Source organism: Pseudomonas sp. CFII64 (assembly GCF_000416235.1).
GTDB lineage: Bacteria > Pseudomonadota > Gammaproteobacteria > Pseudomonadales > Pseudomonadaceae > Aquipseudomonas.
The window spans coordinates 274,280-285,864 of the sequence record NZ_ATLO01000004.1 but is presented as its reverse complement, the minus strand read 5'-3'; the positions used below and the strand labels follow the sequence as shown (position 1 = coordinate 285,864).

Here is an 11,585-nt window from a genome sequence, read left to right as displayed (position 1 = left end):
GGAGGGCGGAAGGTCTGACGACGCAACTGCTGCGAATGTACCGGCCTCCTCCCGGCTAAAGCCGGTCCTACGGGTTGTGTGATGAGGATCAAGACGGTATCTACAGGGGACACCCGCAATGCTCGACCTGACCCAAACCCCCGCGCCGCGCGATCTTGAACACCTGCTCGCCAGTCTTGAGCTGGTGGCGCCGTTGCTGGATGCGATTCCGGGGGTGGTGTTTTTCATCAAGGACACTCAGGCGCGGTATGCGCTGGTCAATCACACACTGGCGTTTCGTCTGGGCTTCAAGCACAAGCGTGATCTGGTCGGGCGCACTGCCGAAGAGGTGTTCCCGGCGCGCTTCGGCCCGCAATACACCGAGCAGGACCGGCGGGTGCTGGCCGATGGCAGGCAGCTGACCGATCAACTGGAACTGCATCTGTATTACGGCAACCAGCCGGTCTGGTGCCTGACCCACAAACTGGCGTTGAGAAATCAGGCCGGAGCAATCATCGGCCTGGCGGGCACATCCCGTGACTTGCAACTGCCGCAATCGACACATCCGGCCTATCCCAAGCTGGTCGCGGTCGATGCTTATATTCGTGAGCATTTCGCCCGGCCTATCACCCTTGCCGAGCTGACGACCATCGCTGGCCTGTCCATCGCGCAACTGGAACGGCAATGCAAACGCATTTTCCAGCTCACGCCCCGGCAGATGATTCACAAAGCGCGTCTGGGTGAGGCTTCGCGGCTGTTGCTACAGGACATGTCCATCACCGAAATTGCCCTGCGCTGCGGTTACACCGATCACAGCGCGTTCAGCCGCCAGTTCCGCGCCCTGACCGGATTCTCCCCGAGCCAATATCGCGAGTCGCACTTGGCGTAGGAAGACGCCCGCCACATGTGCACCAATGAAGCACCCCGCCCACTGTTTGCTCCCTTATGTAACAGCCTTGTCCTGCTGAATTGACGCGGCAATTCCCGGCAAACCGCTGAGGCCGTTGCTTATAGCCAATCCAGCAAAACAGGCACAACCTGTGCATATCAAATATCGTATACGAAATTACTTATCCTGATTTCTTCACTCACACCACGAGGCGTCTATGAAAAACCCAGCTGTCGCTGCAGCCCTCCTTGCCGCAATGAGTGTTTCCCTGATCAGTACCGCCCAGGCCGACAAACTCGATGACATCATCGATTCCGGCAAGCTGCGCTGTGCCGTGACGCTGGACTTCCCGCCCATGGGCTCGCGGGATGAGAAGAATGTGCCGGTCGGTTTTGATGTCGATTACTGCAACGACCTGGCGAAGGTGTTGGGTGTGACCGCCGAGATTGTCGAGACGCCTTTCCCGGATCGTATTCCGGCGCTGGTCTCGGGCCGCGCCGACATTATCGTGGCCTCGACTTCCGACACCCTGGAGCGGGCCAAGACCGTGGCGATGAGCGTTCCCTACTTCGCGTTTTCCATGGTGGTGTTGACGCGGGACAACACCTCGATCAACAGCTACGAAGACCTCAAGGGCAAGCCGGTCGGCAATACCAGCGGCACCTTTGAAGCCATCGCTCTGGAAAAAGACCAGAAGAAATGGGGCAGCGGCAGCTTCCGCGCCTACCAGACCCAGAACGACACGATCCTCGCCGTCGCCCAGGGCCATATCGATGCGTCGGTCGTGACCAACACCGTGGCGGCCGCGACCATCAAGTCCGGCAAATACAAAGGCCTCAAAGTCGCGGGCAACGCGCCTTATGTCATCGACTACGTGGCCCTGGCCGCCAAGCGTAATGAATACGGCCTGATCAACTACCTGAACCTGTTCGTCAACCAACAAGTGCGCACCGGGCGCTACGCTGAACTGTACGAAAAGTGGGTCGGCGGCAAGCCGGTTGATTTGACGGTGCCAGGGGTTTATCGCTGATTGCCGTAGGACTGGCTTTAGCCGGGAGGGCGATTGACGGCCTCGCGACTAAAGTCGCTCCTACGATCGCTCCTACAGCCGAAGGACTGGCTTTAGCCGGGAGGGCGATTGACGGCCTCGCGACTAAAGTCGCTCCTACGATCGCTCCTACAGCCGATTCGCGGGCAAGTCGGAACGCCGCCCGCTCGCTCCAACAGAAACCGTATTTTTCAGGAGCCAACCCATGCCGGATGTTTCACTCAACGCCCGCTGTCTGGTCAGCGGCTCAGCCCGGGGCAAGTTGCTTTGGGCCGAGGTCGGCTTGAGTTTCTGGGGCGGTGTCGATCCGTTCAGCGGTGAGGTCATCGACCGCCATCACCCGCTGAGCGGGCAGATCATCAGCGGCCGTATTCTGGCGATCCCCAGCGGCCGAGGTTCCTGCACCGGCAGCAGCGTATTACTGGAGCTGATCCTCAACGGCCATGCGCCGGCCGCCTTGGTGTTCGAGCAGGTCGACGACATCCTGACCCTGGGCGTGGTGATTGCCGAGCAAATGTTCGAACGCTCAATCCCGGTCATCAGCGTGGGGCGCGAAGGCTTCGCTGCACTGCGCGAACTGGCCTGGGTCCAGGTGGAAGCGGACCGGCTAAGCGGCTTTATCGAGCAGCCAGCGGTGGCGCTTGAATCAACCAAAATACCTGCCGAAATACCGTGGCAGCCTGACCTGAAGCTGAGCGAAACCGACCAGCATTTTCTCGACGGCAGGCATGGCAAGGCGGCGCAGGTGGCGATGGGCATCATCGTGCGCATGGCCGAATTGCAAGGCGCCCGCGAACTGCTGGACATTACTCAGGCACATATCGACGGCTGTATTTATACCGGTCCGGCGAGCCTGCGTTTTGCGCAACAACTGGTGCAATGGGGCGCCAACGTGCGCGTACCAACCACCCTGAATTCCATCTCTGTCGACAAGCGCCGCTGGCGGGAACTGGGCATTGACAGCGCGCTCGGCGAACCGGCCAGTCAGCTGGGCGATGCTTACCTGAACATGGGCGCCACGCTAAGTTTTACTTGCGCGCCGTACCTGCTCGACAGCGCGCCCAAGGCTGGCGAACAAATCGTCTGGGCCGAATCCAACGCGGTGGTCTACGCCAACAGCGTGATCGGCGCCTACACCCTGAAATATCCGGATTACCTCGATATCTGCATCGCCCTCACTGGCCGCGCGCCGTTGACCGGCTGCCATCTGGCCGAGCAACGCCATGCGCGGGTACGCATCGAGCTGCCGCCGCTGACTGATCTGGACGACAGCTTCTACCCGCTGCTGGGCTATCACGTCGGGCTGTTGAGCCGCAGCGAAATTCCGCTGGTGTGCGGCCTGGAACAGACGCGGCCGAGTCTGGATGATTTGAAGGCCTTCGGCGCGGCGTTCGCTACCACTTCCGCCGCGCCGATGTTTCACATTGCCGGCGTGACGCCAGAAGCCAGCACTGCCGAACTGGCGTTTGGCGGGCATGCGCCGACGCAGACGTTGCACATCACCCATGCGCAACTGTTGAGCAGCTGGCGCGAACTGGACAGCGCGCCGGAGCCGCAGGTCGACTTGATTTCGTTGGGCAATCCGCATTTTTCAGCCAGTGAATTTGCCGCGCTGGCCAGACTTTGCCGGGGCAAAAAGCGCCATCCGGACGTGCCAATGGTGATCACCTGTGGCCGCGACGTGCTGGAAAAGGCCCGGCGTGCGGGTGATATCGCCGCGCTCGAAACCTTCGGCGCGCAGTTCGTCACCGATACCTGCTGGTGCATGCTTGGCGAACCGGTGGTGCCGGTCGCGGCGCGGACCTTGATGACCAACTCCGGCAAATACGCGCATTACGCGCCGGGCCTGGTGGGCCGCAAAGTGCATTTCGCCAGCCTCGCCGAATGCGTCGCGACGGCGTGCAGCGGCGTGGCCAGCGGTCACTTGCCGGCCTGGCTCAGCCATCCGGAAGCGCCAGCGGAGCTTGCTTATGTTTGATTACAATTTTCACTGGCGCGCCGCGTTCAAGGCCTTGCCGGACATGCTCGGCGGTGCGTGGGTCACCTTCGAAACCGCTGCCCTGTCGATGATTCTCGGCGTATTGATCGCCTTGTGCCTGACCTTCATGCGCCAGGGCAAGAATCCATTTCTGCGGGGCTTTTCCGCCACCTGGATTTCCATCGCGCGCAACACGCCGTCGCTGTTTCAGGTGTACATCCTGTATTTCGGCCTCGGCTCGTTCGGGCTGCATATCAGTTCCTGGGCGGCGTTGCTGGCGGGGATCACCATCAACAACGCCGGTTACCTGGCCGAGAATTTTCGCGGCGGGCTCAAGGCGGTGCCTGACACCCAATTGCGTGCTGCCCGCTCCCTCGGCATGAGCGCGCCGCAAGCCTATCGCTTGATCGTCATCCCGCAATTGCTGCGCATCGTGTTCTATCCGCTGACCAACCAAATGGTCTGGGCGGTGCTGATGACCTCGATGGGCGTGATCGTCGGGCTCAACGACGACCTGACCGGCGTCACCCAGAATTACAACGTGATGACCTTCCGCACCTTCGAATTTTTTGCCATTGCGGCGGTGCTTTATTACCTGCTCGCGAAGGCCATCGTGTTCATTGCACGCCTGCTGTCGTGGCGTCTGTTCCGGTATTGAGAGCGGTATTAATGGGGCATAGGCATGTTCAATAGCAGCTTTACCTGGAATGACATGTTGTTCCTGCTGGACGGCGCGAAAGTGACGATCCTGCTGACCCTCGCTTCGATGGCCATCGGCACCCTCGCCGGGGTGATCTGCGGCTTCCTGCGCGCCCTGCTGCCTCGTTCGACGATCCCGCTGGCGTGGCTGCTGGACGTATTTCGCAGCGTGCCGTTGCTGATTCAGTTCGTGTTGTTCAACGCCCTGAAAAGCATCGTTGGCCTGAACTGGTCGGCCTTTGCCGTGGCCTGCGTGGTGCTCGGCCTGTATGTCACGGCGTATTGCACCGAGGTCGTGCGCAGCGGCGTGTTGTCGGTGCCGCTGAGTGTGCGCCGCGCCAGCCGCTCATTGGGGCTGACCTACTGGCAGGATTTGCGCCAGATCGTGCTGCCCATGGCGACACGCGTGGCGTTTCCCGGCTGGGTCAACCTGCTGCTGGGCGTCATGAAGGACACGTCGCTGGTGATGTGGATCGGCATTGTCGAGTTGCTGCGCGCCTCGCAAACCATCGTTACCCGAATTCAGGAACCGCTGCTGGTGTTGTGCATTGCCGGCGCGATTTATTACGTCATGAGCCTGGTGGTTGCCCGCCTCGGCGCCCGACTGGAAGCAAGGTGGCAGGAAAATGATTGAGATCGACAACGTACACAAATCGTTCGGCGAACTTGAAGTCATCAAGGGCGTGAGTCTGACCGTCAACAAAGGCGAGGTGGTGTCGATCATCGGCGGCTCGGGCTCGGGCAAATCCACCCTGCTGATGTGCATCAATGGCCTGGAATCGATCAAGAGCGGCAGCATTCGCGTGGACGGCACCGAGGTCCACGCCAAAGGCACCGACATCAATAAGTTGCGGCAGAAAATCGGCATCGTCTTTCAGCAATGGAACGCGTTCCCGCACCTCACCGTGCTGGAAAACGTGATGCTGGCGCCGCGCACCGTGCTCGGCAAAAGCAAGGCCGAAGCCGAGGAACTGGCAGTCCGACAACTCACCCACGTGGGCCTGGCCGACAAGCTCAAAGTGTTCCCCGGCAAGCTGTCCGGTGGCCAGCAACAGCGCATGGCAATTGCCCGCGCCCTGGCGATGTCGCCGGATTACATGCTGTTCGACGAAGCCACTTCGGCCCTCGACCCGCAACTGGTCGGCGAAGTACTGGACACCATGCGCATGCTCGCCGAGGACGGCATGACCATGATTCTGGTGACCCACGAAATCCGCTTTGCCCGTGACGTATCGGACCGCGTGGCGTTTTTCCGCAACGGCCTGGTGCATGAAATCGGCACCCCGGATCAGGTCATCGGCAACCCGCAGCGGCCGGAAACCGCTGATTTCCTCAAGTCCATCAACTAAGAGGCCCGACTGATGCGTTCATCGAAAGTCATTCATGTGGTCAGTTGTCACGCCGAGGGTGAAGTCGGCGATGTGATCGTTGGCGGCGTTGCGCCACCCCCTGGCGAGACGATCTGGGAGCAATCGCGCTGGATCGAACGTGACAATGTGCTGCGCAATTTCATGCTCAACGAGCCGCGCGGCGGCGTGTTCCGCCATGTGAACCTGCTGGTGCCACCGAAACATCCCAAGGCGCAGATGGGCTGGATCATCATGGAGCCCGCCGACGTGCCACCGATGTCCGGTTCCAATTCACTGTGCGTGGCCACGGTGCTGCTGGACACCGGGATTCTGCCGATGACCGAACCGGAAACCCGGCTGGTGCTGGAAGCGCCCGGTGGTTTGATCGAAGCCGTGGCGCAATGCAAGGACGGCAAAGTGCTGAGCGTCGAAGTGCGCAACCTGCCGTCATTTGCCGACCGGCTGGGTGCATGGATCGAAGTGCCGGGGATCGGTTCGGTCCAGGTCGACACCGCCTATGGCGGCGACAGTTTCGCGATTGTCGACTCGACAAGACTGGGCTTTGCCCTGACCGCTGACGAGGCGAAGGATCTGGTGGAAACCGGCCTGAAAATCACCCTCGCCGCCAACGAACAACTGGGCTTCGAGCACCCGCTGAATCCGGACTGGAAACACATTTCCTTCTGCCAGATCGCCGCGCCCCTGCATTACGAACAAGGTGTTGCCACGGCCGCCAACGCCGTGGTGATTCGCCCCGGCAAGATCGACCGCTCGCCGTGCGGCACCGGCTGTTCGGCGCGCATGGCGGTGTTGCATGCCAAAGGCGAGCTGGCGGTGGGCGAACGCTTTGTCGGGCGTTCGATCATCGGTTCGCAATTCAACTGCCGCATCGACAGCCTGACCGAGGTTGCCGGGCGTCCAGCCATCGTTCCGGCGCTGTCAGGTCGGGCATGGATTACCGGCACCCATCAACATCTGCTGGACCCAAGCGACCCATGGCCCGAGGGCTATCAGTTATCGGATACCTGGCCGGTGGGGTTGCAGCTTTGAATATGAATGCTCTGTTGGAGCGGGCGGACGCTGCTCCGACTTGCCCGTGAAGGCTGTAGCAACGACCGTAGGAGCGACCGTAGGAGCGACTTTAGTCGCGAGAGTCGCGAGAGCATCGATTGCCCTCCCGGCTAAAGCCGGTCCTACAACAAGCCACCGATGGGCGAAATTTGCTTAACCATAACCGTATACGAAATACCATTCATCCAAAACGGAGTCACTCATGAGCCAACACGTATCCTGGAGCGGCGTTTTCCCTGCCGTCACCACTCAATTCAACGCCGACTTTTCCGTCAATCTGGAAGCTACGCATAAAGTCATTGCCAATCTGGTCCGCGATGGCGTTTCCGGGTTGGTGATCTGCGGCACCGTCGGCGAAAACACGTCGCTGAGCGTGGCCGAGAAAATCAGTCTGGTGGAAGTCGCCAAAGACGCCTCCGCCGGGCGCGTGCCGGTGATTTCCGGGATCGCCGAGTTCACCAGCGCCAATGCCTGTGACGTTGCCCGACAGGTGGCCAAGGCCGGTGCCGACGGGATCATGCTGATGCCAGCGCTGGTGTATTCGGCCAAGCCGTTCGAAACCGCCGCGCACTTTCGCACCGTGGCCGCCGCCACCGATGTGCCGATGATGGTCTACAACAATCCGCCCATTTATAAGAACGACGTCACGCCGGACATCCTGATTTCTCTGGCCGATTGCGACAATATCGTTTGCTTCAAGGACTCGTCCGGCAACACCAATCGCTTTATCGATGTGCGCAATGAAGTCGGCGATCGCTTCATATTGTTCGCAGGCCTGGACGATGTGTTGGTGGAAAGCGTTGCCGTGGGTGCGGTGGGTTGGGTGTCAGGCATGTCCAATGCCTTCCCGAAAGAAGGTGAAACCCTGTTCCGTCTGGCCAAAGCCGGGCGCTTCGCCGAAGCCATGGCGCTTTATGAGTGGTTCATGCCGCTGCTGCACCTGGACGCACGCCCGGACCTGGTCCAGTGCATCAAACTGTGTGAAGCCATCATGGAACGCGGCAGCGCCCTGACCCGCCCACCCCGCCTGGCCCTGCCGGATGCGGACCGGATCTACGTCGAAGGCTTGATGGCCACCGCCATGGCCAACATGCCGGTGCTGCCGGAGGTGGGGTTGTAGGGCGGCCCTGGCTGGCTCGGGAATGAAGACTGTGCAGACTGTGTGGGACCGGGTTTACTCGCTCCCACTGTCACTTCACTGCTCTTCAGGAAAATGCAACTGAACGTCCATTGCATCGTGTAGCAACCTGACCACCTCAATGACATCGCCAGTCAGCACCCGATAAAAAACGATGTGCCGTGGTTTTTTGACATAGGCACGGGACTGCCTGGCGCTCTGACGCGAGTGAGTAAGGTGATAACTGCGCAGGCCTGGTGCAACATCGTCACGACCGGCGGTTCCGATTCGTTGCGGTAATGCCGCGATTTCTTGCAAGGCGGTCAGTATCAACGCCTGGTATCGATGCCGGGCGGCATCGCTGAATTGAAGCTGGGAAGATCTGAGAATATCGACAATGTCGGTGCGAGCAGCATTGGAAATTCGGTATTGCGCCATAGTCAGTGCTGGGTCCCCGCTACCGAGGCCGCTTCGACACTCAACGCTTCAAGGAACTGCTCAAGCTCGCCGCTTTCTATCGCCGAGAAATGGCCTTCTTCAAGGTCCATGAGGCCAAGAGACGTGGCATGCCTAAGCGCCTCGACCTTTGCGGTGTCCTGCGCAACACGCTGCTCCAACAGGCGCAGACCTTCGCGCATCACTTCGCTGGCGTTCTGATAGCGGCCGGAAGTCACCAGATCATTGATGATCTTTTCCTGATGCGCAGTGAGGACAACATTTCGGGTCGCCATGATTTACTCCGAAGCAGAGAGAACCGGTTGATAGGTTGGCATATTATGCCAATCCTGCAGATTTTTCGTCGGCAGATTTCGTTATCTTCTGCCTACGCCTCAAACATTCACCACATTCACAAACCGCGACGCCGCCGTCTCGTCGATGCGCAGGTTGCTGAAGTCGAACAGGTTGCGGTCGGCCAGTTGTGAGGGCTGGACGTTCTGCAGGCTGCGGAAAATGCTGTCGACGCGGCCGGGGGTCTTGCGTTCCCAGTCCTGCAGCATGTCCTTGACCACCTGGCGCTGGAGGTTTTCCTGGGAGCCGCAGAGGTTGCACGGGATGATCGGGAAGTTCTTGAAGTCGGAATAGGCCTGGATGTCTTTTTCATGGCAGTACGCCAGTGGACGGATCACCACGTTACGGCCATCGTCGGCGCGCAGTTTGGGCGGCATGGCCTTGAGCGTGCCGTTGAAGAACATATTAAGGAAGAAGGTTTCGACAATGTCGTCGCGATGGTGACCGAGCGCCATCTTGGTCGCACCGATTTCATCCGCGAAGGTGTACAGCGTGCCGCGACGCAGGCGTGAGCACAGCGAACAGGTGGTTTTGCCTTCCGGGATCAGCTCCTTGACCAGCGAGTAGGTGTCTTTTTCAACGATGTGATACTCCACGCCCAGTGATTTCAGATAGGCCGGCAGCACATGCTCGGGAAAGCCCGGTTGTTTCTGGTCCATGTTCACCGCGACGATATCGAAGCGCACGGGAGCGACTTTCTGAAAATGCAGCAGCACATCGAGCAATGTGTAGCTGTCCTTGCCACCGGACAGGCAGACCATCACTTTGTCGCCCTCTTCAATCATCTTGTAGTCGGCCACGGCTTCACCGGCCTGGCGGCGCAGGCGTTTTTGCAGTTTGTTCTGATTGACTGAAAGGGTGCCCATGGCGCTGATATCCGGTTGCTGTGACAGAGGGAAGCTGGAAAAGCGGCCATTTTACGCACAAAGATTTCAGGCATAAAGAACGCCCGCTGCTGATGACTGATGCCAGCCAAAGCGCAATTCGGCACCCATCGGCTATTAACAGCAGCCCTGACATTGCCAAACACTCTAAGCCACCCGGTTTTCCGGCTTCACGGCTTCCTATACTGCGTGAAGAGGTCGCATCCGTTGATCCATTCAGGCTTGTGGCCTTTTACCTGCGCAGTTGTACCTGTAGGGCATTGTCCCGCGCAGGCGCCTCTTGTCGGGCACGGCATACACGAGCGGAAGGAGTGACACGCATGATCCATCACGTCTGGGGACTGTTCACGCATCCCGATCAAGAATGGCAACAGATACGTGGCGAAGAGGAAGAAAGCATTGGCCACATGTACCTCACCCACACCCTGATCCTTGCCGCGATCCCCGCGGTTTCGGCGTATATCGGCACCACCCAGGTCGGCTGGGTGATTGGTGATCGAGCACCGGTAATGCTCACCCATGAAAGCGCGCTGTGGATGACGATCATGTCGTACATCGCCATGCTCGCCGGAGTCGCCGTCATGGGCGGTTTCATTCACTGGATGGCCCGCACCTACGACGCCACGCCGAGTCTGGCGCGCTGCATCGCGTTCGCGACCTACACCGCGACACCGCTGTTCATCGGCGGGCTGGCGGCGCTTTATCCGCACATGTGGCTGGGCATGCTGGTCGGCACGGCGGCCATTTGCCACACCGTTTACCTGCTGTATGTCGGGCTGCCGACGTTCATGGGCATACCGGCTGACGAAGGCTTCATGTTCTCAAGCTCGGTACTGGCCGTGGGATTGGTGGTGCTGGTGGCGATTATGGCGTTTACCGTGGTCCTGTGGGGCATCGGTGTAGGGCCGGAATACACCAATTGAAATAAGGAAGGAGCTCAACGCAATCCCCGTGGGACCGGATTTATCCGGGAAAGCATCGGTCCGGCCAGCAAGATTGCTGCGCCTGCACCGGCCTCCTCCCGGATGAATCCGGTCCTACAAGGTATTTGCCCACATTCACAATATTCAGCGGATCTATAACCATTCGGCAGCTCGGGTTTTCGGCTAGCCCCGGCTTTACGGCATACTTGGCTTCTCTGGAGATCGAGAAAGCATGGCCGAGCAACTCAATACCCGTGTCGAAGTCTGTTACCAACAAGCCGAAGCTTTTTTCAAACGCCCTTTCAAACGCCCGGTGGTCAGCCTCAAGCTGCGCGGCCAGAAGGCGGGCGTCGCGCATTTGCACGAAAACATGCTGCGTTTCAATCCGCAGTTGTACCGCGAGAACAGCGAAGATTTCCTGCGCCAGACCGTGCCTCATGAAGTGGCGCATCTGATCGCCCATCAACTGTTCGGCGATAGCATCCAGCCCCATGGCGAAGAATGGCAGCTGATCATGCGCGGCGTGTACGAGCTTCCGCCCAATCGTTGCCACACCTACGCCATCAAGCGCCGCAGCGTAACCCGTTATATCTACCGCTGCCCTTGCGCTGGCAGCGACTTCCCGTTTTCCGCCCAGCGCCACCAACTGGTCAGGAAAGGTCGGCGTTATTTATGTCGGCGGTGTCGCGAGACGCTGGTGTTCAGTGGTGAGACGCGGGTGGAGTAGCACCGCTTCTGTTCTGTTGGAGCGAGGTTTGCCCGCGAAGAGTCCATTACATCCAACAGATGTACTGGCTTGAAATAAGCCTTCGCGGGCAAGCCTCGCTCCCATCAAACAGAATATAACCCTCTGTTTTTG

At 59.6% G+C, this 11,585-nt stretch carries 13 protein-coding genes; 10 read left to right on the top strand and 3 right to left on the bottom strand.

Features of this window, described 5'->3' with window-relative positions:
* Window positions 1-118: 118 nt before the first annotated feature.
* From CFII64_RS02115 to CFII64_RS02080, 8 genes are all read left to right on the top strand, one after another.
* Window positions 119-868: an AraC family transcriptional regulator gene (locus CFII64_RS02115; RefSeq protein ID WP_020289101.1), complete on the top strand. Its 750-nt coding sequence runs from the start codon at window positions 119-121 to the stop codon at window positions 866-868.
* A 217-nt stretch (window positions 869-1,085) separates the two neighbouring features.
* Window positions 1,086-1,898 (top strand): transporter substrate-binding domain-containing protein, encoded by an 813-nt coding sequence (locus CFII64_RS02110; RefSeq protein ID WP_020289100.1) that lies wholly within the window; start codon window positions 1,086-1,088, stop codon window positions 1,896-1,898.
* A gap of 223 nt (window positions 1,899-2,121) precedes the next feature.
* A complete protein-coding gene (locus CFII64_RS02105; protein WP_020289099.1) occupies window positions 2,122-3,894 on the top strand; it encodes an aconitase X in 1,773 nt (590 codons plus the stop codon).
* Window positions 3,887-4,552 (top strand): amino acid ABC transporter permease, encoded by a 666-nt coding sequence (locus CFII64_RS02100; RefSeq protein WP_020289098.1) that lies wholly within the window; start codon window positions 3,887-3,889, stop codon window positions 4,550-4,552. Before CFII64_RS02105 ends, CFII64_RS02100 begins: the two co-directional genes overlap by 8 nt.
* Window positions 4,553-4,576: 24 nt before the next feature.
* A complete protein-coding gene (locus CFII64_RS02095) occupies window positions 4,577-5,227 on the top strand; it encodes an amino acid ABC transporter permease (protein ID WP_020289097.1) in 651 nt (216 codons plus the stop codon).
* Window positions 5,220-5,942 (top strand): amino acid ABC transporter ATP-binding protein, encoded by a 723-nt coding sequence (locus CFII64_RS02090; RefSeq protein ID WP_020289096.1) that lies wholly within the window; start codon window positions 5,220-5,222, stop codon window positions 5,940-5,942. Before CFII64_RS02095 ends, CFII64_RS02090 begins: the two co-directional genes overlap by 8 nt.
* 12 nt (window positions 5,943-5,954) lie before the next feature.
* Complete coding sequence (locus tag CFII64_RS02085; RefSeq protein ID WP_020289095.1) at window positions 5,955-6,992, top strand: proline racemase family protein; 1,038 nt, start codon at window positions 5,955-5,957, stop codon at window positions 6,990-6,992.
* A gap of 223 nt (window positions 6,993-7,215) precedes the next feature.
* Entirely contained in the window at window positions 7,216-8,133 is a 918-nt protein-coding gene (locus CFII64_RS02080; protein ID WP_020289094.1) for a dihydrodipicolinate synthase family protein, read from the top strand.
* A 75-nt stretch (window positions 8,134-8,208) separates the two neighbouring features.
* Here CFII64_RS02080 and CFII64_RS02075 read toward each other — a convergent pair whose 3' ends face one another.
* The 3 genes from CFII64_RS02075 to ttcA all read right to left on the bottom strand — a co-directional run bounded on the left by CFII64_RS02075 (window position 8,209) and on the right by ttcA (window position 9,785).
* Window positions 8,209-8,568 (bottom strand): type II toxin-antitoxin system RelE/ParE family toxin, encoded by a 360-nt coding sequence (locus CFII64_RS02075; RefSeq protein WP_020289093.1) that lies wholly within the window; start codon window positions 8,566-8,568, stop codon window positions 8,209-8,211.
* 2 nt (window positions 8,569-8,570) lie between these two features.
* The gene (locus CFII64_RS02070; RefSeq protein WP_020289092.1) at window positions 8,571-8,861 is read right to left on the bottom strand and encodes a type II toxin-antitoxin system ParD family antitoxin; all 291 of its coding nucleotides are present in this window, start codon (window positions 8,859-8,861) and stop codon (window positions 8,571-8,573) included.
* 99 nt (window positions 8,862-8,960) lie between these two features.
* On the bottom strand, window positions 8,961-9,785 hold the full coding sequence (ttcA, locus tag CFII64_RS02065; protein WP_020289091.1) for a tRNA 2-thiocytidine(32) synthetase TtcA: 825 nt from the start codon (window positions 9,783-9,785) through the stop codon (window positions 8,961-8,963).
* Window positions 9,786-10,123: 338 nt separating this feature from the next.
* Between ttcA and CFII64_RS02060 the strand changes: the two genes are divergently transcribed.
* Both CFII64_RS02060 and CFII64_RS02055 read left to right on the top strand, forming a co-directional pair.
* Window positions 10,124-10,726, top strand: coding sequence for a Yip1 family protein (locus CFII64_RS02060; protein ID WP_020289090.1), 603 nt, complete (start codon window positions 10,124-10,126; stop codon window positions 10,724-10,726).
* A gap of 232 nt (window positions 10,727-10,958) precedes the next feature.
* Complete coding sequence (locus CFII64_RS02055) at window positions 10,959-11,453, top strand: SprT family zinc-dependent metalloprotease (protein WP_020289089.1); 495 nt, start codon at window positions 10,959-10,961, stop codon at window positions 11,451-11,453.
* Window positions 11,454-11,585 lie beyond the last annotated feature (132 nt).

Coding starts and splice junctions, on each gene's coding strand:
- CFII64_RS02115 (WP_020289101.1), top strand. CDS start 119: ATGCTCGACCTGACCCAAACCCCCGCGCCGCGCGATCTTGAACACCTG.
- CFII64_RS02110 (WP_020289100.1), top strand. CDS start 1,086: ATGAAAAACCCAGCTGTCGCTGCAGCCCTCCTTGCCGCAATGAGTGTT.
- CFII64_RS02105 (WP_020289099.1), top strand. CDS start 2,122: ATGCCGGATGTTTCACTCAACGCCCGCTGTCTGGTCAGCGGCTCAGCC.
- CFII64_RS02100 (WP_020289098.1), top strand. CDS start 3,887: ATGTTTGATTACAATTTTCACTGGCGCGCCGCGTTCAAGGCCTTGCCG.
- CFII64_RS02095 (WP_020289097.1), top strand. CDS start 4,577: ATGTTCAATAGCAGCTTTACCTGGAATGACATGTTGTTCCTGCTGGAC.
- CFII64_RS02090 (WP_020289096.1), top strand. CDS start 5,220: ATGATTGAGATCGACAACGTACACAAATCGTTCGGCGAACTTGAAGTC.
- CFII64_RS02085 (WP_020289095.1), top strand. CDS start 5,955: ATGCGTTCATCGAAAGTCATTCATGTGGTCAGTTGTCACGCCGAGGGT.
- CFII64_RS02080 (WP_020289094.1), top strand. CDS start 7,216: ATGAGCCAACACGTATCCTGGAGCGGCGTTTTCCCTGCCGTCACCACT.
- CFII64_RS02075 (WP_020289093.1), bottom strand. CDS start 8,568: ATGGCGCAATACCGAATTTCCAATGCTGCTCGCACCGACATTGTCGAT.
- CFII64_RS02070 (WP_020289092.1), bottom strand. CDS start 8,861: ATGGCGACCCGAAATGTTGTCCTCACTGCGCATCAGGAAAAGATCATC.
- ttcA (WP_020289091.1), bottom strand. CDS start 9,785: ATGGGCACCCTTTCAGTCAATCAGAACAAACTGCAAAAACGCCTGCGC.
- CFII64_RS02060 (WP_020289090.1), top strand. CDS start 10,124: ATGATCCATCACGTCTGGGGACTGTTCACGCATCCCGATCAAGAATGG.
- CFII64_RS02055 (WP_020289089.1), top strand. CDS start 10,959: ATGGCCGAGCAACTCAATACCCGTGTCGAAGTCTGTTACCAACAAGCC.